Source organism: Nocardia sp. NPDC004168 (assembly GCF_040610355.1).
GTDB classification, from domain to species: Bacteria; Actinomycetota; Actinomycetes; order Mycobacteriales; family Mycobacteriaceae; genus Nocardia; species Nocardia sichangensis.
Map to the genome: position 1 here is coordinate 730786 of NZ_JBEXME010000001.1, position 26709 is coordinate 757494.

16 protein-coding genes and 1 pseudogene are annotated in these 26709 nt (G+C 69.8%); 10 read left to right on the forward strand and 7 right to left on the reverse strand.

The features are described 5' to 3' along the window. The first annotated feature begins 82 nt into the window (after positions 1-82). The 6 genes and pseudogenes from ABZW96_RS03590 to ABZW96_RS03615 all read left to right on the forward strand — a co-directional run bounded on the left by ABZW96_RS03590 (position 83) and on the right by ABZW96_RS03615 (position 7071). Entirely contained in the window at positions 83-3472 is a 3390-nt protein-coding gene (locus ABZW96_RS03590) for a UvrD-helicase domain-containing protein (RefSeq protein WP_355070933.1), read from the forward strand. Next, the gene (gene recD, locus ABZW96_RS03595; RefSeq protein ID WP_355070934.1) at positions 3469-5358 is read left to right on the forward strand and encodes an exodeoxyribonuclease V subunit alpha; all 1890 of its coding nucleotides are present in this window, start codon (positions 3469-3471) and stop codon (positions 5356-5358) included. Before ABZW96_RS03590 ends, recD begins: the two co-directional genes overlap by 4 nt. A gap of 46 nt (positions 5359-5404) precedes the next feature. Next, positions 5405-5878, forward strand: a complete 474-nt coding sequence (locus ABZW96_RS03600; protein ID WP_355071060.1) for a sigma-70 family RNA polymerase sigma factor — start codon at positions 5405-5407, stop codon at positions 5876-5878. Further along, positions 5878-6489: a methylated-DNA--[protein]-cysteine S-methyltransferase gene (locus tag ABZW96_RS03605; RefSeq protein ID WP_355071061.1), complete on the forward strand. Its 612-nt coding sequence runs from the start codon at positions 5878-5880 to the stop codon at positions 6487-6489. Before ABZW96_RS03600 ends, ABZW96_RS03605 begins: the two co-directional genes overlap by 1 nt. Positions 6490-6634: 145 nt before the next feature. Then, a pseudogene (locus ABZW96_RS03610) lies at positions 6635-6817 on the forward strand (2OG-Fe(II) oxygenase); the annotation flags it as partial. Between the two features lie 5 nt (positions 6818-6822). After that, complete coding sequence (locus tag ABZW96_RS03615) at positions 6823-7071, forward strand: Ada metal-binding domain-containing protein (RefSeq protein WP_355070936.1); 249 nt, start codon at positions 6823-6825, stop codon at positions 7069-7071. 106 nt (positions 7072-7177) lie between these two features. Here the strand turns inward: ABZW96_RS03615 and ABZW96_RS03620 are convergent, their stop codons facing one another. The 5 genes from ABZW96_RS03620 to ABZW96_RS03640 form a co-directional block, all read right to left on the reverse strand. Continuing rightward, on the reverse strand, positions 7178-8212 hold the full coding sequence (locus ABZW96_RS03620) for a cytochrome d ubiquinol oxidase subunit II (protein WP_355070938.1): 1035 nt from the start codon (positions 8210-8212) through the stop codon (positions 7178-7180). A gap of 3 nt (positions 8213-8215) precedes the next feature. Further along, a complete protein-coding gene (locus ABZW96_RS03625; protein ID WP_355070939.1) occupies positions 8216-9634 on the reverse strand; it encodes a cytochrome ubiquinol oxidase subunit I in 1419 nt (472 codons plus the stop codon). A 524-nt stretch (positions 9635-10158) separates the two neighbouring features. Beyond that, positions 10159-10653, reverse strand: a complete 495-nt coding sequence (locus tag ABZW96_RS03630) for a DUF1360 domain-containing protein (protein ID WP_355070940.1) — start codon at positions 10651-10653, stop codon at positions 10159-10161. A gap of 652 nt (positions 10654-11305) precedes the next feature. Then, positions 11306-11725 (reverse strand): Hsp20 family protein, encoded by a 420-nt coding sequence (locus tag ABZW96_RS03635; protein ID WP_355070941.1) that lies wholly within the window; start codon positions 11723-11725, stop codon positions 11306-11308. 378 nt (positions 11726-12103) lie between these two features. Next, positions 12104-12730, reverse strand: coding sequence for a hypothetical protein (locus ABZW96_RS03640; protein ID WP_355070942.1), 627 nt, complete (start codon positions 12728-12730; stop codon positions 12104-12106). Between the two features lie 292 nt (positions 12731-13022). Between ABZW96_RS03640 and ABZW96_RS03645 the strand changes: the two genes are divergently transcribed. Next, positions 13023-14126 (forward strand): glutamate--cysteine ligase, encoded by a 1104-nt coding sequence (locus tag ABZW96_RS03645; protein ID WP_355071062.1) that lies wholly within the window; start codon positions 13023-13025, stop codon positions 14124-14126. 30 nt (positions 14127-14156) lie between these two features. On the opposite strand, the gene ABZW96_RS03650 is transcribed toward ABZW96_RS03645, so the two are convergent. Then, positions 14157-15101 carry an alpha/beta hydrolase family protein gene (locus ABZW96_RS03650; RefSeq protein WP_355070943.1) on the reverse strand — a complete coding sequence of 315 codons (945 nt, stop codon included), beginning with the start codon at positions 15099-15101 and terminating at the stop codon, positions 14157-14159. A gap of 236 nt (positions 15102-15337) precedes the next feature. Here ABZW96_RS03650 and ABZW96_RS03655 point away from each other — a divergent pair, with 236 nt between their 5' ends. Together ABZW96_RS03655 and ABZW96_RS03660 are read left to right on the forward strand one after the other, a co-directional pair. Then, entirely contained in the window at positions 15338-16348 is a 1011-nt protein-coding gene (locus tag ABZW96_RS03655) for an alpha/beta hydrolase family protein (RefSeq protein WP_355070945.1), read from the forward strand. Further along, complete coding sequence (locus tag ABZW96_RS03660; protein WP_355070947.1) at positions 16318-17763, forward strand: MFS transporter; 1446 nt, start codon at positions 16318-16320, stop codon at positions 17761-17763. The genes ABZW96_RS03655 and ABZW96_RS03660 overlap by 31 nt, the downstream gene beginning before the upstream one ends. A gap of 74 nt (positions 17764-17837) precedes the next feature. Here the strand turns inward: ABZW96_RS03660 and ABZW96_RS03665 are convergent, their stop codons facing one another. Next, positions 17838-20036, reverse strand: coding sequence for an MMPL family transporter (locus ABZW96_RS03665; RefSeq protein WP_355070949.1), 2199 nt, complete (start codon positions 20034-20036; stop codon positions 17838-17840). Positions 20037-20301: 265 nt separating this feature from the next. On the opposite strand from ABZW96_RS03665, the gene ABZW96_RS03670 reads away from it, so the two are divergent. Continuing rightward, positions 20302-26703 carry an SDR family NAD(P)-dependent oxidoreductase gene (locus tag ABZW96_RS03670; RefSeq protein WP_355070951.1) on the forward strand — a complete coding sequence of 2134 codons (6402 nt, stop codon included), beginning with the start codon at positions 20302-20304 and terminating at the stop codon, positions 26701-26703. The last annotated feature ends 6 nt before the right edge of the window (positions 26704-26709 follow it).

Genomic DNA, 26709 nt, shown 5'->3' on the forward strand with positions numbered 1-26709 from the left:
TCCGTGTGGCGTGGCCGGTGACCAGGACGAGCGCGACGTCCGCCGAGTGTGTGACCACCGGCCGCGCAAGAGGGAGGCGCGCATGACCGTGCAGGAAACCTCGTTCCCGGCAAACGCTTTCGATGCGGCCGCGTTCGAACCGTACGGACCGCTGCCAACCGGCACGACCGTGCTGGAGGCCAGCGCGGGCACCGGCAAGACCCACGCCATCGTCGGTCTCGCCGTGCGCTATGTCGCCGAGGCGGGTGTCGAGGTGTCCCAGCTGCTGCTGGTGACCTTCAGCCGCGCGGCGACCCAGGAACTGCGGGAACGCACCCGCGACCGATTCGTCGCCGTCGCCGCGGGATTGACCGACCCGGTCGCGGCCAGGGCGCACGCCGACGAACTGGTCCGGCACCTCGCGCAGGCCGGCGAAGACGAGGTGCGGTCGCGGCGGCGACGGTTGCTGACCGCCCTGTCGGATTTCGACGCGGGCACCATCGCCACCACGCACAGCTTCTGCCAGCGCATGCTCGACGAACTCGGCCTCGCGGGTGAACACGACCCGGGCACCAGGCTGGTGGAGACCGTCGACGATCTCGTCGGCACCGTCGTCGACGATCTGTATCTCAACCGCTACGCGCGCGGGCAACCGCCGTTCTCGGTGAAGGAGGCCCGCACGCTCGCGCTGGCCGCCGTGCGGGACCGGCATGCGGCGCTCGAGCCCGACGGCGAGACCGGCGAGCGGGTGGCGTTCGCCCGCGCCGTACGCGCGGAGACCGAGCGCCGCAAGCGGCTGGCCGGGCTGCGCGACTTCGACGACCTGCTGGTACTGCTGCACGACGTGCTCGCCGACCCGGAGCACGGCCCGCGCGCGTGCCGTCGCATCCGGGCGCGCTACCGCGTCGCCCTGGTCGACGAATTCCAGGACACCGACCCGCTGCAATGGGACATCTTGCGCAGATCGTTCCACGGGCATGCCACGTTGGTGCTGGTCGGTGATCCCAAACAGGCGATCTACGCCTTCCGCGGCGCGGAGGTGCTCAGCTACCTGGACGCGGTGGCGCACGCCGACGTCCGCAAAGAACTCACCACGAACTGGCGCAGCGACGCCGGACTGCTCGCCGCGCTGGATCACCTGCACGGCGCGGCGGCCCTGGGGCACGAGGAGATCCGCGTCTATCCGGTCGCCCCGACCAGACCATGGTCCCGGTTGTCCGGACCTTCCGAACTCACCACGCCGCTGCGGGTCCGGTGCCTACCGCGCACCGGCGCGGGACCGCTGAACAAATCCGGCTTCCCGGCCGTCGGGCGCATGCGGGCCAAGGTCGCCGACGATCTCGCCACCGATATCGTGCGCCTGCTCGAATCCGGTGTACAGCTGGATGGGAAAGCGGAAACGATACTGTCCGAAGCCGATTCGATCGCGGCGGTCGACACGGCGCGCAGGCCGATCGGACCGGGCGACATCGCGGTACTGGTGCGGACCCGCTCGCAGATCGATGTGGTGCGTGCGGCGCTGGACCGCGTCGGCGTCGCCTCCGTGCTCGCGGGCGGTATCAGCGTCTTCGCGACCGACAGCGCCACCGACTGGCTGTGGGTGCTGCGGGCGCTGGAACAGCCGCATCGCGGCGACCGGGTGCGGCTGGCCGCGTGCACACCGCTGTTCGGTGTGACCGCGGCCGAGATCGACAGCGAGGGAGCCGATCTGGTCGGCCGGGTGAGCGCTCAGCTGCGTGAGGCGGCGCGGCTGTTCACCCGCGCGGGATTCGCGGCCGTGTTCGAGAAGATCGCCGCCGAAACCCGCCTGGCGCCGCGGCTGCTCGCCGTGGAGAACGGGGAGCGGCAGCTCACCGACCTGCGGCACCTCGCGCAATTGCTCGACCAAGTCGCGCTCACCGAGGGACTGGGGCTGACCGCGCTGACCCGGTGGCTGGCCGACCGCGTGCGCGATCCCGCCTCCGGCGCCGTCGCCGACCGCAGCCGCAGGCTCGACCGGGACGCCGCCGCCGTCCAGATAGCCACCGTGCACGCGAGCAAGGGACTCGAATTCCCGGTGGTGTACCTGCCGTTCGCCTGGGACAGCGCGAAGAACCCCTATCCGGCGACGTTGCTGTTCCACGCCGACGACGGTGCGCGCGTGCTGGATGTCGGCGGCGCGGACGCTCCCGGATACGCCGAACGCAAGGCGCGCAGCGAAGCCGAGGAGGCGGGTGAGGAACTCCGGCTGCTGTACGTCGCGCTCACCCGCGCCATGTGCCAGATCGTCGCGTGGTGGGCGCCCGCGATCACCACCGCGGCGTCGCCGTTGCACCGCATGGTCTGCGGCCGCGCCGATCGTGGCGCGGCCGTCGCCGCCCGAGCCGCGGTACCCGCGGACACCGTTGCCGCGCAAATGCTTACGACGTGGGCGCAGGACGCGGGCGCGGCGATCTCGGTGACGGCGGTGGCCGGGACCGACGGCGTCGCGATCCGGCGAGCGCGCACCGGGCCCGCGCCGGGCGCACTGGCCGCGGCCCGCTTCGACCGGGCGCTGGACCAGCAGTGGCGGCGCACCTCGTACTCGGCGCTGACCGCCTCCGCGCACGGCCCGGCGGCGCCCGAACCCGACAGCGAACCGGAGGGCGCGCCGGGGCCGGGCGACGAGCCCGCGGGCGCCTCCCTCATCGGCGCGGCGGAGCCGGAACCGTCGGGCGCGGCGTCGCTGATGAACGCGCTGCCCTACGGCGCGGAGTTCGGCACCTTGGTGCACGGCGTCCTGGAGCGGATCGACACCGGTCATCCGGATCTGGCGGCCGAGGTGCGCGATCGGTGCCGCGAGGCGGTGGGCGAACTGATGGCCGAAGTGGATACCGAAGTGCTTGCGACGGCGCTGCTGGCGGTGCTGCGTACTCCGCTCGAGGGTGGCTGCCTGGCCGGCATCGCCCCCGGCGACCGTCTCAGCGAACTCGAATTCGAATTGCCACTGGCGGGCGGGGACCGCGTCGGCGCCACCGCGGCGACCCTGCGGCGCGTCGCCGAGTTGCTGCGTGAGCACCTTTCGGTCGACGAGGACTTGTTCCCCTACGCCGAACAGCTGGCGGCGCTCGAAGACATACCGCTGCGGGGTTACCTGACCGGCAGCATCGACGCCGTGCTCCGCGTCGCGGGCGACGCGCACCCTCGATTCGTCGTCGTCGACTACAAGACCAACCGGCTCGGCACGGGTGATCTCACCGTCGCGCACTACACCCGCGACCGCATGGCCGCGGAGATGCTGCGTTCCCACTATCCGCTGCAAGCGCTGCTGTACTCGGTCGCGCTGCATCGCTATCTGCGCTGGCGGTTGCCCGGCTACGACCCGGCCCGGCATCTCGGCGGAGTCCGATACCTGTTCGTGCGCGGCATGATCGGACCGGAGACGCCTGCGGGCTGTGGCGTCTTCGACTGGCATCCGCCCGCCGATCTGGTCGTGGCGCTGTCGGCGCTGCTGGCAGGGGAGGCGGGGCGGTGACCTCGATCCAGGTGGCGCAGCGCGGAACCGGTCTGCTGCGCACGTTCAACGAGGCCGGTGTGCTCTCGGCCGCCGACGTGCACGTGGCGCTGCGGTTGGGCCGGCTGGGCCGGGAATCGTCGGAGCCGGTGCTGTTCGCCGCGGCGCTGGCCGTGCGGGCGGTGCGCTCCGGCTCGGTGTGCCTGGAACTGCACCGGATGCGGGAGATCGGCGTCGACGCCGACGAGAACTGGGACGCAAGCATCGATCCGGCGACGCTGCCGTGGCCGGACATCCCGGCCGTGGTCGCCGCGCTGCGGGTGAGTCCGCTGGTGCGCGGTGGACCGGCGGGTCCGTTGCGGCCGCTGCGACTTGTCGAATCCCAGGGGCAGGGCGATTCCGGTCCGCTGCTCTATCTCGATCGGTACTACCGGCAGGAGCAGACGATCCGGCGGGTGCTCACCGAGCGTTCCGCACACCATCCGGTGGTCGCTCCCGGCATCGTGCGCCGCGAACTGGACCGGTTGTTCGACGCGTCGGCGGGCACGGCGCCGGATCGCCAGCGCCTGGCCGCCGCGCTCGCCGCGACACATTGGACCACCGTGGTCGCGGGCGGGCCCGGCACCGGCAAGACCCACACCATCGCGCGGATCATCGCCTTGCTGTCCGCGCACCGCGAGACCGAGCCGAAGTTGCCCGCGCTGCGCATCGCGCTGGCCGCTCCCACCGGGAAAGCGGCGGCTCGCCTCCAGGAAGCCGCTCGCGAGCAAGCGATTTCGCTCGGATTGCCCGAACTCACCGCCGCCACCTTGCACCGGCTGCTCGGCTGGCAGCGCGGCCGCAGTACCCGGTTCAAGTACCACGAATTCAACCGGCTGCCCTACGACGTGATCGTGGTCGACGAGACCTCGATGGTCTCCTTGACCATGATGAGCAGGCTGCTGGCCGCGCTGCGCCCGGACACCCGCCTGGTCCTGGTGGGCGACCCCGACCAGCTCGCCTCGGTCGACGCGGGCGCGGTGCTCGCCGACCTGGTCGCCGGACCCGTCGCGGCCACCCCGAATCCCGTGCTCGACGAGATCCTCGGGCCGGAGGCGACCGGCGAGCACGCCGAGGCCCTGACCGCGCTGGAGCGCACCCGCCTGCGCGGCGGCATCGTCCGGCTGACCCGGGGCCGCAGGTTCGGCGGACGGATCGCCGACCTGGCCGTCGCGGTGCGGGCGGGGGACGCGGACGCCGCGCTCGAGCTGTTGCGCGCGGGCGGCGACGAATTGTCGCTCAGCGCGCCCGACGAGCTGACCGCGGTCCGCGCCGACGTGGTGCGGGCCGCGACGACGGTCACCGCCGCCGCCCTGGACGGCGACGCGACGGGCGCGCTGCACGCGCTGGAAACGCATCGCCTGCTGTGCGCGCACCGGCAGGGGCCGTTCGGCGTGGAGCGCTGGGACCGGATGGGCGCGGAGTGGGCCGCCGCCGCGGGGGCGGGCCCCGATTCGCAGCAGGCGCCGTGGTATCCCGGACAACCGCTGCTGGTCACCGCGAACGATCACGAGGCGCGGATCTACAACGGCGACACCGGCGTCGTCGTGCGGATGCCCGACGGCTCGCTGCGCGCGGCGCTGCAACGCGGCAGCGAACCGTACCTGGTGCATCCCACGCAGTTCCCCGCGGTCGTCACCGTCTTCGCCATGACCATCCACCGCAGCCAGGGCAGCCAGTACGACACCGTCTCCGTCGTCCTGCCCGAGCCCGAATCCACGTTGCTGACCAGGGAATTGCTGTACACCGCGATCACCAGGGCACGCCGCCACGTCCGGATCATCGGTACCGAGGAGTCCATCCGCGCTGGCATCGCGCGGCGGGTGCTGCGCGCCAGCGGGCTGTCGCGCCGGGAAGGGCCCCGATGACGGGATCTCACATTCGCGGCGCCCGCGGCGTCTACCTGGTGTGAGCCTGCCCCCGTTCGAGGAAATAGTGGCCGAATACGGCCCGATGGTGTTGCGCGTCTGCCGGGCGGTGCTCGGCCCGTCCGACGCGGCCGACGCCTGGTCGGAAACGTTTCTCTCCGCGTTGCGGGCGTTTCCCGGCCTTTCCCCGGACACGAACATCGAGGCATGGCTGGTCACCATCGCGCATCGCCGCGCGATCGACGTCGGCCGGGCGCTGACGCGCGCTCCCGTCCCGGCAGAGACGTTGCCGGAACGTCCCGCTACCGCCCCCGGACCCGCCGACTACGACCCCGACCTGTGGGCCGCCCTGCGGGCGCTGCCGACCAAGCAGCGCCAAGCGGTCGCCTACCACTATCTGGCCGGGCTTCCCCACGCGGAGATCGCCGCATTGCTCGGCAATTCTCCGGATGCCGCCCGCCGCGCCGCCGCGGACGGCCTGAAGACCCTGCGCAAGCTCTACCCGAAGGACGGATCATGATGGCCACCCTCGATCACGGTGACGGGTTGTCGCGCGCGCTGACCCCGGACGCCGACCTGCTCGCCACGCTGCACGCGCGACTGACCGCCGAGGCCGACGCCGCCGGCCTGCTCGATGTCGCCTACCGCCTGCTGGAGACCCCGGTGGGGACGTTGCTGCTGGCCGCGACGCCCGCCGGACTGGTCCGCGTCGCCTACCCGACCGAAGACCACGACGCGGTACTCGCCACGCTGGCCGCGCGGATCAGTCCGCGGATCCTCGCCGCGCCCGCCCGCTTGGACGTGGCGGCCCGGCAGATCGAGGAATACTTCGCGGGCCACCGGACGCATTTCGACCTGCCGCTGGATCTGCGGCTGGCCGCCGGGTTCCGCCGCCAGGTTATCGAGCACCTGCCCGCCATCGGCTACGGACAGCGCGCGAGTTACGGCGCGGTGGCGGCGGCCGTCGGGAACCCGCGCGCGGTGCGCGCCGTCGGCTCCGCCTGCGCGCGCAACCCGCTGCCGGTGGTGATCCCGTGCCACCGGGTGGTACGTGGGGACGGGTCCATCGGACAGTACGTCGGCGGCGTCGTCGCCAAGCACGCGCTGTTGGATCTGGAGGCGGCGGCATGAGCGAGCCGAGCACCGGAACCGTTGGGGACGGTCACCGCGCGGAGCATCGTGCCGGGCCCGCTCCCGTCCCGGGGCGGGCCGAAGCCGCCGCCCTGGCGGATCGCGTCGACGCCCAGTCTTGGCGGACGCTGCTCGCGGAAGTCGACGCGCTCAGTCGAAAGCGATCGTGTCGGTGCTCGAACAGGGGCACGCGTTGGTTTTCACCACCCGCGATCGGCCGACGCCAGCCAGTCGCGGCTGGTCCCGCGCCCCGATCCGCCACGGTGTCAGCCGCGTGCGCAGCGGTGTGCGGCACACTCTCGGTCTCGTGCTGCACGACGCGGAATAGCCATCGTGTACACCTTGCTCGACGGCGACGGCCGACCGTATCGGAGCATCGTCCCCGGGCGATACGGCGGCCACCGTCGCAGCCGCATCTACGGCCGGTTGGACTGCCCTTCGGCGCTCCGTGCGCTCGCCAGGGGCGCCTACCGCACGCATCGCGTCTTCTTCGCGACCGAATCCGACGCGATCTCCGCTGGCTACCGGCCTTGTGCGGTCTGCGTGCCCGGGCGGTACGCCGCGTGGAAGAAAACGCGCTGATCGCGGATCGCGCCAGAGCCCGCAGCGCCGATTCGAACAGGGGCCGGCTGCTGTGCGGGTCCTGCCGCCGGCAACCCCAGGATCTGGTGCCGCTGGGGCGGAGTAGCTACGCCTGTTCCGGTGAGCCGGTACGCGCGGGCTCGTCGCGGACCCACGCGTCGGTCTGGGTGAGCCAGAACAGATAGGCCAGGGCGGGCAGGACCGTGACGGCAGCGACGGCGACGACGGCGAGCAGCCCCACCAGGGTTGCTCGTGCACCGGCGGCATCCGCGATGAGCATCTGATCGACGAGGATCCATGGCGTCTGCGCGACGGCCCACCCGATGACGATCGCGGCGACGGCTACCGTCGCGGGAACGCGCGCCCACCCGAATCGGCGGCGGTACACCAAGGTCAGGGTGAGCACCCCCGCGGCCGCCGAGACCGCGATGAGCGGAAGGGCGCGCCCCAGGAGTCCGGCACCGAGGGTAGGTGCGTCGTGACGGATCGGCGCGATCGCCGCGATCGCGACCGCCCCGGTCACGCCACCGACGATCAGTGTGCGCAGGCGCAGGTATCCGGCGAGGGCGTCGTCGCCCGAGCGCGCGGCGTCGGCGGTGAGGAAGACGCCGGCCAGGAATGCGGACGTCCCGACCGCCAGAACACCGCCGAGAATCGAGGTCGGATTCAGCCACGACCGCAACCGGTCGCCGTACCCGTCGACGGGCACCCGGCCGGAGGCGATCGCGCCGACCGCGGTGCCGAAGAAGAACGGCGTGATGAGCGACGCGCCCGCGAACAAGGCGCCGAACAAGCGCGCCTGGCGCAGCGTCGCGGAGTACTTGCGGAACGCGAAATTCGCCCCGCGCAGCACTATTCCGAGTAGCGCCAGGCTCATCGGGATGAACAGGGTGGTCATGACGGCGGCGAACACCGCAGGGTAGGCGGTCCAGAGAAACACCAGAATATAGATCAGCCACACGTGGTTGGCTTCCCAGACCGGTCCGATGCTGTGGTCGATGAGCACTCGCAAGCGGCTGCCGCGCCGGGGTCCGCCCGCGGTCAGGTCCCAGAATCCGGAGCCGAAATCCGCGCCGCCGAACAGCGCGTAGAGCACCACCCCGGTGAACATCGCGGTCGCGACGACGTCCGAGAGATCCATCGGTCACGGCTTTCCGACGCTGCGGGCGCGCTGCGCCTGGTCGACCGGCGACGCGCCCGGTCCGTAGGGGGCGGTGATGGTCGCGGTGCCGGTGCGCCAGCGCCGCGCCATGGAACGCAGGACGACGATCGCGCCCACCGTCATCCCGGCATACACCAGCAACACGCTGACATAGGTCCACCACAAGCCGGTGCTCGTGCTGGCGGCGTCGGTGGTGCGAAGGACCCGCCAGACCGTCCACGGCTGACGGCCCACTTCGGTCGCGATCCAGCCGCATTCCAGCGCCAGGATCGCCAACGGTCCGGCGGCCACCGCCGCTCCCAGGAACCAACGTTCGGCCAACGGGTCGTGGCGCCGCCAGCGCAGCAGCCAGAACACGATCACCATGAGCGCGAGCAGGGTGCCGATGGCGACCATGGTCTGAAAGGCGAGGTGGGTGACGTTGACCGGCGGCCGATCCGCCACCGGCACCGAGTCCAATCCGGGTACCGGGGCGGTCAGCGAGTTGCGGGCGATAACGGAACCCAGCCGGGGGATCGCGAGCGCTCCCCGCACCTCTCCATCGACGAGAACGCCGCCCAATCGCAGCGGGGCCGGCCCTTCGGTGGTGGCGGCCAGTTCGAACGCGGCCAGCTTCGACGGTTGCGTATCGTGCACCCGCATCCCCAGCACGTGCCCGAGGAGTGGTTGAGCGAGCGCGGCGACGGTCGCGAAGACGAACGGGACCGTGAACCCGAGCCGGTGATGAGGGTCGCGACGTCCACGCAGCAGACCGGCGGCATAGACGCCGGACACGAGGAATCCGACGACCATGAAGGCTCCGACCCACATGTGCGCGAACTGCAGGTACACCCCGCCGTTGAACATCGCACGCCACGGATTCACCTCGGTCACCTCACCGTCGGCGAGCCGGAATCCGGTCGGGTTGTTCATCCACGCGTTGACGCTGACCACACAGAAGGTGCCGACCACCCCGGCGGCCCCCATCGGCACGAGCATGGCAAGGTGGCGGCGCGGCGGCATGCGACCCCACCCGTAGAGGTAGATGCCCAGGAAGATCGCTTCGATGAAGAACGAAAGCCCTTCGAAGGCGAACGGCAAGCCCAGCACGTCGCCGAAGCGGCCCATCAGCCCTGGCCACAAGAGCCCCATTTCGAAACTGAGCACCGTTCCCGAGACCGCGCCGATGGCGAACAAGATCGCCGACACCGTCGCCCACCGCTTCGCCAAGCCCAGCGCCACGGCGTCGTGGTGAACGATGCCACGGCGATGCACGACGTAGATCATGGCGGGAAAGGCGACGCCGAAACAGGCCAGCACGATGTGCCAGCCCAGTGAGAACGCCATCTGCTGGCGTGCGGGCAGCAGGCCGGGCGGCCCTTCGCCCGACGCCTGGTAGAGCGCGACGAGCGTGCTCGACACGATGCGGGCCCCTTTCCCTCGGTCTCGACAGCCGCACGCCTGCGCCACGCGCGCTCGGCTCTCAGCCGGGGTATCCCCTTCGCGCTGTATCAAGCCGGTGAAGGCGTCGAGCACCGGGCGACGAACGAGAGGGGAAGAGGCAGGGGGTTGGGACTTGCGCGGATATCACAGCTCGGCGTGCTCCGAGCCCACCTCCCGAAACCGGAATTCACCTCGGAGGAGTGACGAATGACCACCATCTGCGCCCCCGGCTACAAGACACTCACTGCTGGGCAACCGGTCGTGTTCACGGCCGCCGACACCGACCGCGGACCCGAAGCCGCCCAGGTGCTGACCTACACCCGCACCCACACCACCCCCGCGCCGCACGACCTGCCGCGACCGCATCGATCAGCCGCCGATGCCGATTGCGGCTGCGGCCGGGGCGATAGCCACAAACCTTGTGGCTGCAACGGGCCCGCCCGCACCGAAGATTTCGACGGTGCGGGCGGCCCGTGTAACCGGATCGGTGCGACACCGCTTCGTCAGCCCGGCAGCGCCGGGTGTTCGCCCTCGGCGATCTGCTGAGCGGTGGCATATGCGAGGTGCAGGAAATCGGCGCCTGCCAAGGCGGCCGCGGCGTCGGTCAGCACGCGCGTCATCCGCGGCGCGAAAACGTATCCGATGGTCAAACCGGTGATCGCCCATACGTCGAAACAGAACGGGCAGCTGAGCAACTCACCGATGCTGCGTCCGATGCCGTCGGTCGCCTTCGGCTCCTCGGCCACCTCTCCGGGCCCACCGTCAGCTGCGGCCGGTCGCGTGAACGCTGCGCGTACCGGAGCCGTCACCGCGGCCTTCGTCCCCAAGCGGGACAGCTTGTGCGTGGCGAACGCGGTGACCACCAGATCACGGATGGTCATATCGCGCGGAAGCTTGCGACCTGTCGCGTTTCCGAGCAGTGCGACCGCCGCCACTACAGTCGCGTACGCAACCATCGTCGCGGCATAGCCACCCACGTGACGAGAGTTGTCGGTCACCGCGGGAATTCCGCGGGCATATCGTGAACGATCAGAAGCGCGCGTCGCATCACAGCCTCCTCTTGGCACCCTGATGAATCTCTTCCGGCCTACCCTGGCCGCGTCCCGGCAAACCGCCGGTCGGAGTCGGGGGAGGGGTCTGCGGTCCCTCCCCCGATCAGGAGAAGAGTGACGTGACTACGAGAGGTTGTTCCTGCGGCGAGCTGTCATCCCTGCGTGCCACATGGTGTGGCGGTGCGCGTGGAGCAGATGCTCGCTGGTGCTCGCAGGCGCCTGGTGCAGGGGGCGACCGCCTCGCCGCGGAACCGGTTTCTCAGTGGGATGCGGGCATCACCTCCTTCTTCGGAATTCCGTCACTGTGCGGTGGCGGTTGTGCGGAGGACCGCGTTCGGTGGCAGGCCCCGCTTCGGGGTGCCACCCGTGCGTCCCGAGCGTGTCCCGGCCGGGACGGGGGCTCGAGGCGCGCCGCGGTCCCGGTGCCGGAATGGACGGGTGCGCCCGCCCGCGTAACCGGGCCCCTGCCTCGCACAGGATCGCGTCCACCTCGGCGAACAATCGTTCGAGGTCGGGATCCAGCAGCCAGGCGTCGCACTCGTCGAGTGACCGCGGACGTACAGCCGAATCGGGCATGACGACGTCTCCCGTCCCGGGTTCAGGCGTCGATCGCCTTGTGCCCGTTGCCGCGAGCGACCTCGATCTTGCGCGGCTCGGGCCGGTCTGCCAGCGGGATCGTCAGACGGAGCACGCCATCGGCGTAGTCGGCGCGGACCTGGTCGACGTCGAGGTCGTCGCCGAGGAGCAGTTGGCGGCTGAACTCGCCGCGAGGCCGCTCGGTGGCCACCATCTCGCGATCGGCGTCGAGTTCCGGCCTGCGCGCGCGAACGGTCACGACGTCGCGCTCGACATTCAGGTCGAGAGAATCCCGATCGATGCCGGGCGCGTCGATCTCGACGACGAACTGGTCGCCCTCACGCCAGGCGTCCATGGGCAGGACCGCCGGGTGGGCCGCTGTGCCGAACACCTGCTGCGTCCAACGTTCCAAATCGCGGAACGGGTCAGTGCGCATCAGCATGGTCGTCACCTCCAACTCACTCTATTCTGCATAGAACGAATCAGATAAGTTGTGCCATTGGACACAGATTTCTTATAGCACTAACTTGAGTGCCGCGCAAGTACCCAGTCGGGAAACCCGGCAGATTGCCAGTTCCCGCCCGTTGCCGCACATCCGCAGGCGCGGCTCTGCGCCATTCCCGTCGGCGTGTCCGGCGTGTGGGACCCGGAGCCGAAGCCGCCACCGTCCACCCCATGTCGGCCGAACGCGTGGCTGGCGCAACGCACGATGTGATGCGGCGCTGCGACGGTCCTGCCTTGCGGACCTGGGCCGACGGCCGGCGAAGAATGTGTCGCCCTCGCCCCGCCGGTCCGAGTCGATGTACCGCCCTGATGCGGATCAGCTCGCGGCTCGATCCGGGAAGCGGAGTACGAGACCAGCGTCCCAGGCGCGGTCGATGATGTCGGCGATATCGATGTCGCGTATGCCACCGAACGCGGGGCCGGCGAACAGTTCGTCGATGTAGCGCAGGATGTGCTCGGCCACCGTGGATTCGACCCGGCCGATCCCTCCGGCGAGTCGGGATGTGAGGTCGCGAGCGCGCATCCTGATGGTGAGGTCTTCGGCGTGGACCTCGTCGGTCCGGAGGAAGAGTCCGCAGGGTTCGCGGGGAATCAACGCGAGCCGGATCAGTACGCGGGCCGCGCCGATGTATCGCAGCGTTCGACCGGGCAGGCGGACGCGCAGGCGCAGCAGGATCGGCACCGCGATCGTCATATCCCAGGGTCCGCAGTCGCATCGCACGGCGTGTACGGGTCCGGCTTCGGCGATCGCGGTGGCGCGCACGAGTCCGTTCAAAGCTACCGGCACCGGCCCGATCTCGATGCGCTCACCCACGATCCGCGCGACGACGTCGGCGATTCGTTCCGGAGTTGCCGCGGCACGTAACACCCTGTCGGCGAAGTCCCTGCGCGACAGAACGTTTGCCGGCGCGCTGCCGGGTGCCGTGTCGTGATGTTCGGCCATGTCGCTACCTCCGTCGTGCGCGGTGACCGGAAGACGGGTGGATACACCGCAGGTACGTGGCATCTACCCCGTCGGCGCGATCTCAATCGAGCGAGCCGCCGCACCGGCTACGGCGGCTGACCAGCCGGTGCCCGATCGTTTGGGCATGTGCGAAGGGGGTACGGCCCGAACACATTTGCTCGCTCCGCCGACACACAGGTAGGCAAGTGGCCTGGGCGGATCACATCGGCGCGAGACGGGCCGCTACCACCGAGGAATACCGGCCGAAGTATCGAAGGGCGTGATCACGACCATGGACGACCATGTACCGACTGTCGGTGTCGAAGAGGAATTCCTGCTGACCGACCCCGAAACCGGCGCCCCCGCACCGGCCAACATCCGAGTTGCCGAAGCGGCGAAGAAGGCGGACATCGATCTGCAGTTGGAGCTGACCAGCTGTCAGGTGGAAACCAGTAGCGGGGTGCATTCCGATATCGGCGACCTGCTCACGGAATTGCGCACGCTGCGTAGGACCGTCGCCGAATGCGCGGCCGCCAATGACGCTCGGCTCCTCGCTGTCGCGGTGCCCCCGACCGTGCCCGAAGGGTTCCCGGTCACCGATACGCCTCGATATCGGCGGATCGCCGACAGCTTCGGCATGATCGCCCATGAACAAGGGCTGTCCGGATGCCATGTGCATGTCGGTGTGCCCGATCGCGAGACCGCGATACTGGTCGGCAATCACGTGCGTCCGTGGTTGCCGGTATTCCTCGCGTTGACCGCCAATTCGGCGATCTACCGTGGCAGCGAGACGGGATACGCGAGTTGGCGCAGCATTCTGTGGCGGCGCTGGCCCAGCGCGGGACCGCCACCGTACTTCGCCTCCGTCGAGGACTACGACGCGATCGTCGCGACGATGCTCGCCAGCGGCAGCATTCTCGACAACAAGATGGTGTACTGGGACATCCGGCCCTCGGAATCGTTCCCTACCGTCGAAGTGCGGGTCAGCGACGTACCCGCCACCGCGGAGGAAGCCGCGCTGCTCGCCGCCTTGATCAGGGCCACCGTCACCATGGGGGTGCGGGCGATCGAACAGGGTGAACCCGCCCCGCCCGTCCCTGCCGAAGTACTTCGCGCCGCCTACTGGAACGCCGCGCAGTCGGGTCTGGACGGCGACGGACTCGATCCCGTCGAAGGGCGAGTGGTTCCACACCGAGATTTGCTGGACGAACTCGTCGCGCACATCGAGCCCGCGCTGCGGGACTTCGGTGACCAAACCTTCGTCACCGAAGCGATCGCCGACCTCGGCAAGCGTGGCAACGGCGCCCGACGCCAGCTCGAAGCGCTGCGTAAGCGTCATGAGATCGGCGACGTGGTCGATGAACTGGCACACGCGACCCTGGAAGGGTGCGCCTGACGGCGCTGATCGCGGATCGCCCCAGAGCCGCTAGCGCAGAACGGATTCGAACAAGGGCCAGCTGTTGTGCAGGTCGTGCTGCCAGTAGCCCCAGGAATGGGTGCCGCTGGGCCGCAGATCGAAGGTGGCGGGGACGCCGAGTTCTGCGAAGCGGTCGCGCAGTGACCTGGTGCAGCGGTCGGAGATGGCTTCGAGCATGCCGCCGATGGCCAACTGGTCCGCCATCTTCGCGGGGTTGCCGTCGATTCCCGTGCTGTGCGGTTGGTCCAGCGGGCCCGCCTGCCCGTTTCCGGCGGCCACGTAGATCGTCGTGCCGCGCAGCCGATCCGCGTGCACGTAAGGATCGTTGGCCGCCCAGGCCGGATCGCCCGGCGGTCCCCACATGTTCGCCACCGTGCCGCCTTCCGCGGTGACGATCGTGGCCACCATGGCCTGTCCGGCGGGGTCGCTGGTGCGCACGCATCCGCTGTAGGAACCGATCGCCTTGTACAAACCCGGTGCGGCCATGGCCAACTGGAACACCGAGGTGCCCGTCATCGAGACTCCGGCGATGGCGTTGGCGCCGCTGCCGCCGAAGGTGGCGTCGATGATCGGGGGAAGCTCGCGGGTGAGGAACGTGGTCCAGCGCGGACGGCCGAGAACCGGGTCGTCGGCGCGCCAGTCGGTGAAGTAGCTGCCCGCGCCGCCGACCGGCACCACCACGGTCACCTGCCGGTCGGCGAAGAATCGGTCGACGTCGGTCCGGTCGGTCCAGCCGTCGCCCGCGGTGCCGCCGTCGATGCCGTTGAGCAGATACAGCACCGGAGCCGGACGGGACGGGTCCGGGCGTGGCAGCACGATGACCGATACCGATGCGCCCATCGCGGGGGAGAAGACGGTCAGCTCGACGGCTCGCCCGTGTGCGGGTCGCATCGCGGGTGGCTCGGCGACCGCCGGGCTTCCGGAGCAGATCAACATCAGCAGTGCGAAGAGCATTGCGCGCCGGACTGTTCCGCGTGAGTCGCGGCACAGTCGAGGGAACGCCATGCGCTCGACGCTAGGTTCCGCCGCACCGGGATCGCAATGGTCGCGCGCCCGGTTTGGGAAATACGGCAAAGAGTCGACGAATCGAATTGGTAGGAAACACAGGATCACTCGAAAATCCGGCGGGTGGGCCGCCCGATGTTATTGACTGCGAATTCGAGCCCTCCTACCCGGGGCCAGGAGTCGACATGCCCGGATATTCGCATCGAACAGGCGCGGTACTCGCCGCGGTCCTCATTTTCACCTGCGTGATGATCGGCGCACAGCCGGTGGTCCGCGCCGATCCATCGCGACCCGTCGCGGCGGACGGCTCGCGAATAGCGGAAACCCGGGTCGAATCCGACCGGCAATCCGAACTCGAGGTGTACTCGGCGGCGATGAACAGCGCTACGCGAATTCGGGTGCTGCGCGCGGCCGATCCGGACACACCGGCGCCGACCTTCTATCTCCTCAACGGCGCCAACGGCGGTTCGGAGGGGAATTGGCTCGACGGCACCGATCTCGTCGACTTCTTTCGCGACAAGCAGGTGAACGTCGTGATCCCGTTCGGCGGTGCGGGAAGCTACTTCACCGACTGGCGCAGCGACGACCCGGTCCTCGGCAGGCAGCGCTGGTCGACCTTCCTCACCGAAGAGCTGCCACCGCTCATCGACGCCACCTTCCACGGCACCGGGACGAACGCCATCGCGGGCATCTCGATGGCAGGCACGTCGGTGTTCCAGTTGGCCATGGCCGCACCGGGTTTGTACAAGGCGATCGGTTCCTACAGCGGTTGCGTGCGCACCAGCGACCCCGCGGGGCAGGCGGTGGTTCAGGCGGTGGTCACGCAGCAGCGTGGCACCGTCGTCAACATGTGGGGGCCGCCGACCGATCCCGCATGGCGCGCCAACGATCCGTACCTGCACGCGGACCGGCTGCGCGGCACCGCCATCTACGTTTCCACCGGTACCGGGCTGCCCGGCCCGAAGGACGACTTCGAGGGCGCGCACGGCGACCTCGCGCACCTGCTCTACCAGCTGGTATTCGGGGCACCGTTGGAGGCGGTGGCGAACCTGTGCACGCACCAGTTGCAGGACCGGTTGCGTCAGCTGGGCGTCGCCGCGACCTTCGACTTCCGGCCCAACGGCACCCACTCCTGGGGTTACTGGCATCAGGACCTGCGCAATTCGTGGCCGATGATCGAAGCGGCGATCCGATGACCCGCAAAGAGGCCGCGGTGGCACTCGGATCGTTCGGGGCGTGCCTGATCTCGGTCTTCATGCAGATGATCGATGTGACGATCGTCAACACCGCCCTCCCGGTCGTCACCGCGGAGCTGCGGGCGTCACGGTCCGAGCAGTTGTGGGTGGTGGCCGGGTACTCTCTGGCGTTCGCCTGCGTGCTGCTCACCGCCGCTCGCGTCGGTGCGATCGTCGGCCGCCGCCGGATGTTCCTGTGGTCGGCGGTGGCCTTCACGGTGGCCTCGGTGTGGTGCGGGATGTCCACCACCGCGATGGAACTGGTGCTCGCCCGGATCGTCCAAGGCGTGGCGGGCGCGGGGATGGCGGCGCAGACCATCGCCATCATCACCGCGAGTTTCCGCCGTGAGCATCATCAGTACGCCTTCGCCGCGTACGGCGCGACAGCGGGCTTCGCGGGAATGCTCGGCCCGATCCTGGGCGGCGCGCTGATCACCCTTGATCCGTTCGGGCTCGGCTGGCACGCGATCTTCCTGATGAATCTGCCGTTGGGTGTGGTGGCGATCGCGCTGGCCGCGGGCTACCTGCGATCGGGCCCGGCGAGGGATCGGGAGCCATTGGATCTGCGCGGGGCCGTGGTGGCCACCGCGGCGCTGTTCGGGCTGCTGTTCGCGCTGTCGGACAGTCAACAGGCGGGCTGGCGGGCCCTGCACGGGGTGTACATCGCGGCCGCGGTGGCGCTCGGCGCGGTGTTCGTGGCACACGAGCGCGCGACGCGCCGCCGAGGCGGCCGCGCGCTGGTGCGGCTGGACCTCTTTGCCGACCGGGGATTCGCGATCGGATCGGCACTGGTGGCGATCTTCTTCGGCCTGTTCACCGCGTTCGTGTTCACCGTCTCGATCCTGTTGCAGGACGTGCTGCGGTTCTCCGCGCTGCGTACCGGGATCGCCATGACGCCGTTCGCTCTCGGTGCGGGCGCGGGTGCGCTGCTGTCACCGATCTTGATGCGCCGCTGGGGGACTCGAGCGCTGGCCGGCGGTATCGCCGTTTTCGGCGGCTGCGTCGCGGTGGGAGTGGGATACCTGTACGTAGGAGATGGCGCCGTGAACCTTCCGCTGGTGCTGGGTCCGACGTTTCTCGCGGGCCTCGGCGTCGGGGTCTTCGGCGTGCCGCTGCAACCGCTGATGCTGGCGGAATTGGACGAGCAGGCCATGGGCGAGGCGTCGGGCGTGCTGCCCACCATCGAGCAGATCGGCAATTCGGTCGGACTGGCGGTGCTCAGCGCGCTGTTCTTCCGCGCGCACACGCTGCCGGGCAGCATGATCATGCTCTCGGCCATCGCCGTCGCGGCTCTCGGCCTGGCCGCACTGGCGCTGGCGCTGCCGAACCGCGCGCGTGCGGCCACGAGTCCGTTCAGTTGGTCGATCGCGGGCTGACCGCGACAACTCGGCGAGGCTCGCCCCCGGTGTCGGCCGCGCTCCACGCTGGGAGTGCCCCGGCCGTTCGAGAACTACGGGTGTTCGGCGCCGTGGACGGATTCGGTGTGTGGCTCCTCGGGTTCCGGAGACGTTCGGTGCGGCCCGCCGCGCCGCAGCCAGGACGGAGCCCACCAGCAGGCGTCGCCGAGCAGGCGCATGGTCGCGGGCACCAGCAGCATCCGCAGGATCGTCGCGTCGATGAACAGCGCCGCGACCATGCCGTAGGCGATGTACTGCATCATGACCAGATCCGACAGCGCGAAGGCTCCCGTCACCACCAACAGGATCAGGGCGGCGGCGGTGACGATCCAGCCGGTGCGGGCGATGCCCGTGCGCACCGCCTCGGTGGTCGTCGCGCCCGCGGCCCGCGCCTCCACGATGCGGGCGAGCAGGAATACCTCGTAGTCCGTGGACAGCCCGTAGATCACGGCGACGATCAGCACCAGTACCAGCGCCATGATCGGCTGCGGGGTGAACTCCAGCAGCCGCGCGCCGTGACCCTGAACGAAGATCCAGGTCAGGATGCCGAGCGTGGAGCCGAGCCCGAGCAGATTCAGCAGCGCGGCCTTGAGCGGCAGCACCAGAGAGCCGAAGGCCAGCACCATCAGCACGGTGGTGACCAGGAAGACGAGCGCGATCATCTGCGGCATCCGGCGCAGCAGCGCGTCGACGCTGTCGCGCTGAACCGCGGGCTGCCCGCCGACCAGCACCGTAGTTCCCTTCGGCACCGGCATGGAACGCAGATAGTCGATGGTCGCGTTCGCGTCGTGCGCGTCCCGCAGCACGGTCGAAGTGGTGAAGACGCTCGGATGCGCCGGTCCCTGCACCGCGCGCGGGAACGGCGCGATGAGTCCGGGGGCTCGTCCGGCCTGCGCGACCACCGCGTCGATATCGGCGGTGTTGTGGGTGATCAGCACCAGATCGACCGGATTGATCTGCCGCAGCGGAAAGACTTGATCGAAGTGCTCTTGCGCCGTGCGGGCCGGATGTCGGGGCGGCAGGAAGCGCTCGGAGATGCCACCGAAGGCCACGTCGCGCACCGGGGCGATGAGCAGCACCAGGACGGCCACCACGGGAACCGCCACGGCCAGAGGTCGTTTCATCACCCATCCGGCGACGCGGCCCCACGGATTGTCCGCCTCTCGATCGCCGGCGCGGCGCGCGTGGAACCGGTTGAAACCCAACCAGTCCACGCGGCGGCCCAGCACGGCCAGCATGGCGGGCAGCAACGTGATCGAGATCAGCGCCGCCAGCGCCACCGTCACCATCGCACCGAGCGCGAACGAGCGCAGAAAGCCTTGCGGGAACAGCAGAATGGCGCCCGCGGCGACGACCACGATGGTCGCGGAGAACACCACGGTGCGTCCGGCGGTCGCGACCGTTCGCCGCACGGCCTCGGGCACCTCGCGGCCGTCGGCCAGTTCTTCGCGGAACCGGCTCACGATGAACAGACCGTAGTCGATGGCCAAGCCGAGGCCGACCATCGAGACCACCGGCGAGACGAAGGAGTTCACCTCGACGACGGTGGTCATGGCCCGAATGACCCCCCACGCACCCAGCACGGTCAGTCCGCCGACAATGAGCGGCAGCGCGGCCGCCACGACGCCGCCGAACAGGAAGAACAGCAGCACCGCCACGGCGGGAACGGCGAACAGTTCCATGCGACGCTGATCGTGGGCCATGGTGTCGTTGAGGGCGGCCGCGACGGGTTGCCCGCCCGCGACCTCCATGTCGATGCCAGGTATCCGGAACTGGTCGGCGACTTTTCGGTAGTTGCGCATGATCTCCGTGTCGTCGCTGCCGCGAATGGCGACGGAGGCGAAGGCGTAGTCGCGGGCTTCGGAGCCGAAGATGTCCGGTAGGTGCAGCCCGGTGTCGGTGGGCCAGTAGGTGGCGTTGATCTTGCCGATCCGGTCCGGAAAGCGTTGCGGCAGGCTGTTCAAGTGACCCACGACCGTCGCGGCGAAAGCGGGGTCATCGATCGTCTTGCCTGGCGGGGCGCGATACAACAAGAGCACATCGGCGATGTGGTCGTGGCCGAACGCCTCGTCTTTGAGCCGGACCGCCCGCGCGGATTCCGAAGTCGGATCGTTCCACCCGCTGACGCTGAGGTGCTCGTCCAACCCGAGGCCGTACGCACCGAGCGCGAGCAGTGCGGCGACGGCGAACCCGATGACGGTGAACCGCCGCCGGACGAGCGTATCGGTCCAGTGCGTGAACTCGGCGAACAATGCCGCCTCCTAACCGGTGACATCGTATTTCGGCGAGGCCGGGATCGGTTGAAACCTAGCAATACCAAGGCATTTCACCGGCAGACGATCCGGAATTTCGAGATGCCACAACTCGGTTCGCAAGCGGATTGTGAAGTCTCCCTGAGCCCACGACGGCCGGTGTGGCGGCCGTTACGCTGGGCCGGACGCCAAGTGTGCACAGGCTGATTCGTGAATCGCCGGAAAAAGAATGGCGATCGAACTGGATCCGACCCGGAGGATGTGCATGTCGGATATTGCAATTGTCGGCATCGGCTGCAGGTTTGCGGGGGGCATCGACTCGCCCGAAACCTTTTGGGAATTCGTCCTGGACAAACGGGACGGCGTGGTCGAAATGCCGGCCGATCGCTGGGATTACCGCCGCTACTACGATCCGGAACCGCGTACGCCGGGGCGCAGCTACACCAAGCGCGCGGCGTTCATGACGATCGACCCGTGGGAATTCGACCCGGACTTCTTCGGCATCTCCCCTCGCGAGGCGACCGTGCTCGATCCGCAACAGCGGCTGATGCTCGAGGTGACCTGGGAGGCGCTCGACGACGCCGGGATCGCGCGACGCGCGGCGGGCGGCTCGATCGGCGTCTACGTCGGCGGATTCGTGGTGGACCAGTCGGTGATCGGCGTGGTCGGCCCGGCTCTGTTCCACACCGACATGCACACCCCGGCCAGCGCGTCCTACACCATGCTGTCCAACCGGATCGCCTACGCGCTCAACCTGGTCGGACCCGCGCTCACGGTCGATACCGCGTGCTCGTCGTCGCTGGTCGCGTTTCATCTCGCCTGTCAGGCGCTGGAGAACGGCGACTGCGAGGTGGCGCTCGCGGGCGGCGTCAACGTGATGCTGCAACCGGAGACCTTCGTGCTGATGTGCAAGGGCGGTTTCCTGGCCGCGGACGGCCGCTGCAAGTCCTTCGACGCCTCGGCCGACGGCTACGGGCGGGGCGAGGGCGCGGGCATGGTGGCGCTGAAGAAGCTCGACGACGCGGTCCGCGACGGCGACCGGATCTACGCGGTGGTGAAGGCGACCGGTTCGAATCAGGACGGCCGCACCACCGCGATCACGGTGCCCAGCGCCGAAGCCCAAGAGGCACTGGCGCGTTCGGTGTGCGGCCGCGCTGGCCTCGCGCCGGAGACGATCACCTACGTCGAGGCGCACGGCACCGGCACGCTGGTCGGCGATCCGGTCGAGTTGCGCGCGCTCGGCCGAGTGTTCGGCGCGCCCGCGGGGCGCACGGGCTCACTGGGCGTCGGCTCCGTGAAGGCGACACTCGGGCACACCGAGGCCGCGGCCGGTATCGCGAGCGTGATCAAGGCGGCGCTGGCGATCCGGCATCGCACCATCCCGCCGCAGGGCTGGCTGGACCAACCCAATCCGGACATCCCGTTCGACGAGTTGGGATTGCACGTCCAACTCGAGGCGGAGCCGCTGCCCGCCGACGCCGAGCCGATGACGGTCGCGGTCAACGGTTTCGGCTACGGCGGCACCAACGCCCACACCATCCTGCAGGAGTTCCGGCCGACCGCCGCTGAACCTGTCTCGCCCCCGCGGCACTTCGGCGTCCTGCCGATCTCGGCGCGCAGCACCGGCGCGGCGCGGGCGCTGGCCGGTCGATTCGGCGATCTGATCGCCGCGGGCGCCGACCCGGAACAATTGGCCGAGGCCGCCTGGACGCGCATGGCGCACCATCAGTACCGCACGGGCGTGCTCCTCGACGACACCGCCGACCTCGTTCGCGATCTGCGCTCGTTCGCCGCGGGCGAGGGCCGCGACGCCGCGCGGACGATCGTGGCGCGCACGGCCGAACCGGTGTTCGTGTTCTCCGGCATGGGTCCGCAGTGGTGGGGGATGGCACGCGAATCGCTCCGCAGCCGAGGTGTCTTCGCCGACACGGCCGAGGCGGTCGACGCCGAGTTCCGTTCGATCGCGGGCTGGTCGATCATCGAGGAGCTGCTGCGGCCCGAGCAGGAGTCCAGGGTCACCAGCACCGAGGTGGCGCAGCCGGCCAACTTCCTCGTGCAGGTGGCGCTGGCGCGGGAGCTGGCCGAGTACGGCATCCGGCCCGCGGCCGTGGTCGGGCACAGCGTGGGCGAGGTGTCGGCGGCCTACGTGAGCGGCATGCTGTCGCTGCGTGACGCGGTGCTGGTGGCCTACCACCGGGCCCGGTTGCAGGCGACGACCGCCGGATCGGGTGGCATGCTCGCGGTCGGGATGTCGCCCGAGCAGGCTCGCGAACTCGTCGGCGACGACCAGCGGGTGGATGTCGCCGCGATCAACAGTGCGAGTTCGCTGACCTTGTCCGGTGACGTCGACCGCCTCGACGAGATCGCCGAAAAGCTGACCGAAGACGGCATTTTCGCGCGCAGACTTCGCGTCGAGGTGCCGTACCACAGCCGGTTGATGGACCCCATCCTGGATGAACTGCGCGCGGCGCTGGCCGGGCTCACGCCGATGACGCCGACCGTGCCGCTGTACTCCTCGGTCACCGGCGAACAAGTTGTCGGCCCCGACTGGGACGCGGAGTACTGGTGCGCGAATGTGCGGCAGCCCGTCCGGTTCGCGGACGCGGTCGCGAAGCTGATCGGCGCGGACAGCCGGGTCTTCCTGGAGGTCGGCCCGCACCCGGTGCTCTCGGGCAACATCCGCGAAGCGCTGCTCGGCGCGGACGTCAACGGCACGACCGTGCCGACGCTGGATCGCAAGCAGCCGGATTCGGTGAGCATCCGCCGCACCCTCATCGGCCTCTACGGCGCGGGCGTGCTCGACCTGGACGAGCTGTTCCCGGCGCAGGCCACCCCGCACGTGCCGCTGCCGCGCTATCCGTGGCAACGGACCCGGCTGCACGCGGCGCTGCCGCTGTTCGAGCAGGCCCGGTTGGGCACCCCCGGCGCCTACGCCATGCTCGGTGATCCCGACGTCGAGGGCAGGCCGGACTGGCTGCTACAGGTCGGCACCGAGTTGCTGCCGTGGCTGGCCGATCATGTGGTGAACGGCGTCAAGATCATGCCGGGCGCGGCGTACCTGGATGCCGCCCTGAGCGCGACGGCCGCCCGTCTGGGCGTGGAACGCGTCGCGCTGGAACAGGTTCGGTTCGTGGCCCCGCTGATCATGGGCGCGCCGGACGTGCCGCTGGTGGCGCTCACTGTCGAGGAGGCCAGCGGCCGGTTCATGATCCGATCGCGCTCGGCGACCGGGACGGCCTGGACGGTGCACGCGTTCGGCCGCACGCTGACCGGCAGCCACAAGCCGACGAAGGTCACGGTGCCCACCCTGGACGTCGGTCTCGACATCGACCCGCGGATGTTCTACAGCGGTCTGGCCGCGGCAGGACTGCAGTACGGACCGGCCTTCCGTCGCGTCACCTCCGTGCGCGTCGGCGCGGACGCGGTGGTGGCCACCGTCGACGGCGCCATCGCCGCGGATTCCGGACATCTCGCCCATCCCGCGGTGGTCGATGCCGCGATGCAGTCGGCGGCCCTGCTGTTCGCCGACGCCAGGATCGACGAGGGCACGCTGGTGCCGGTCGGTGTCGCGGCGGTGCGGCTGGTCGCGCCGCTGCCCGAGCGGATCACCGTGGTCGCGCGCCGCGATCCCCGGGCCCGGCTGCGCGCCGAGGTGGATCTGCTCGACGACGAAGGCAGCCTCGTGATGCGGTTGAGCGGCCTGCAGATCGGTGCGCTCGCGCCGGGCCAGGATCCGCTGCACCGGATGGTCGACTTCTACTACGCCGAGACGCTCGAACCGCGCGATGCCCTCGATCCCGCCGCGCTGCCGCGGGATTCGGTGTCCACGGTGATCGTCGCGCTGGGCGGCGACTGCCGCAGGGCGGGGCAGCTGGCCGCCGCGATCCCGGGCTCCCGGCTCTACGTGGCGGGCGTGGCGGGCCGTGAACTCGCGGCCGATCTGGCCGCGACAATGGCCGCCGCCAAGGCAGAGGGCGCCGACCGGCTGCACGTCTGCGTGGTCGCGGGTGCCGTCGAGGACGATGTCGCCGATCTGTGGATCCTGGAGCGGATCGCGGTCGCTATCGACGAGTTCGTCCACCCGGAGGCCACCGAACAGGGGCCCCAGAGCGTCTTCGGTGACGGGTGGTGCCATGCCACGCTGGTGACCGAGGGCGCGTTCGCGCTGCCCGACAGCCCGATCCCGCCGAACTCGAACCATGCCGCGCTGGCCGGTGCGCGCCGGGTGCTGCTCAACGAGCAATCGGCGCTGCGCTGGCGGCTGATCGACGTGGAACCCGGCACCGAGATCGGCGAACTGCTCCGAGAACTGGCCGTGCCCGGCGCGTTCTGGAACGACAACCTCGACGAGGTGGTGCTGCGCGCGGGCACGCGCTGGGCCCCGCTGGTGACCAAGCCGCTGCAGGCGCGCCTGGACGCCCTCGACACCGCCGAACCCATGACCGACCCGGAAACCAACTTCGCGCTGGACTTGCCCCGGACCCGCCTGCTGTCGGCGTTGGCGTGGCGGCAGTGCCCGCGGCCCCGACCTGGACCGGGACAGGTCGAGGTGCGGATGAAGATCATCGGTCTGAACTACAAGGATCCGCTCAAGGTCATCGGTCTGCTCGGTGAGCGCGAGTTGGCGCCCACCTATTTCGGCACCGTGCCCGGAATGGAGGGCGTCGGCGAGGTGGTGCGGGTCGGCGAGGAGATCACCGACCTCGCGGTGGGCGATCTGGTCGCGGTCGCCGCCAAGGGCATGATGCGGCGCTACGTCGTCGTCGACCGGCAACTGACCATCCCGCTGCCCGCCGACGCCGATCCCGCCTACTGCACCAGCACCATCGCCTTCGGCACGGCCGAGTACGCGCTGCTGGATCTGGCCCGGCTGGAACCGGGGGAGACGGTGCTGATCCACGGCGCCGCGGGCGGCGTCGGCACGGCCGCGATCCAGGTGGCCAAGGATCGTGGGGCACGCATCATCGGCACCGCCGGTACCGACGAGCGCCGCGCCCACGTGCTCGCCCTCGGTGCCGATCACGCGATCGACTCGCGCTCGCTCAACTTCGTCGACGACGTGCTCGAGCTGACCGGCGGCAAGGGCGTCGAGGTGGTGCTCAGCAGCGCGCCGGGTGAGATCCTGCGCCAGAACTTCAACGCCGTAGCGGAATTCGGGCGCATCGTAGAGGTCGGCAAGGCCGACATCTACACCGGCGGCCTGCTGGAGATGTCCAACTTCGACAAGAACCTGGCGTACTTCTCGATGGATCTGGACCGCCTGGTCGCCGTCGACGCGCAGCGGCTGGCTCGTTTGTTGCAGCGGGTCTACGAGAAGGTGCTCGCGGGCACCTACAAACCGTTGCCCTACCGGCTGTTCGAGACCGACGAGGTGGCCAGGGCGTTCGAGGAGACCATCCGCTCGACCGGTCTGTCCCGGATCGCGCTGCGCCTGGATTCACCCACCCCGGCGGTGCGGCCTTACCTACCGGATCTCGAGATCCGCAGCGCGGCGACCTATTTGGTCACCGGCGGATTCGGCGGGTTCGGGATGGCCATCGGGCGCTGGCTGGTGTTGCGCGGGGCGCGGCGGCTGGTACTGCTCGGCCGCGGCGGCGCGAGTACGGAGGAGGCACGCCGCCAGCTCGAGGCGTGGCGCACCGTAGGCGTCGAGGTGATCGAGGAGCGGGCCGACGTCACCGACCCGGAGGCGGTCGCCGCGATCGTCGCGCGGTCCCACGGTGCCGAGCACCCGCTGCGCGGAGTGTTCCACGCGGCGGGCGCGGTGGCCGACAATCGCCTGGACGCGATGCGATTCGAGGAATTGGACAAGGTGTATCGCCCGAAGGTGCACGGTGCCCGGGTACTGCATCGAGCCGTGGCCGACGCCGGGATCGGGTTGGACATGTTCGTGCTGTGCTCCTCGGGCGGCTCGATGTACGGCATCTACGGGCAGTACAACTACTGCGCGGCCAATGTGGCGGTGGAGTCGCTGGCCGAGGAATGGTCCCGGGCCGGCGAGCGGGCGCTGTGCGTCGGCTGGGGTCACCTGTCGGGCGCGACGGGCGGCATGGCCGCCGACGAGACGGCCCTGAAGTACCTCGATCTGGTCGGCTTCGATCCGATCGACATGGCCGACGCCACCGCCTATCTCGAGCAGACACTGCGCTTGGGCGTGGCCCGCGCGGCGATCATCCCGACCGACTGGGCCAAGCTGACCGGCACCTTCCCGCAGCTGACCCGCACGGGCCGCACCACCGCGCTCGCGCAGGCCTCCGCCAAGGACACCTCCGAGCTGGCTCGGCTGCGCGCGGAGGTGGCCGCGATCGAAGAGGGCAAGCGCGGGGCCTTCGTCGCCCGCAAGATGGCCGAGGAACTCGCCGTCGTCATGGGCGTGCCGGTCGAGTCCATCGACATGACCGTTCCGGTGCCAGAACTCGGGCTGGATTCGCTGATGGCGGTGGAACTCGGCGCGCGGGTCACCAAGACCCTCGGTATCGACCTGATGTCACTGCAGATGGGCCGTTCGTTCAGCCTGGAGCAGGCCGGACCGAAGGTGGCGGAACTGATCCTGGCCGCCGATTCCGGTCAGGCGCAGCCGGTCACGGATCCGGTCGCGCCGATCGCTTCGAATGACGCTGCGGCCGAGCGCGTTCCGGCGCTGATGACGGCTGGGGCCAGGCCGTGACCGACC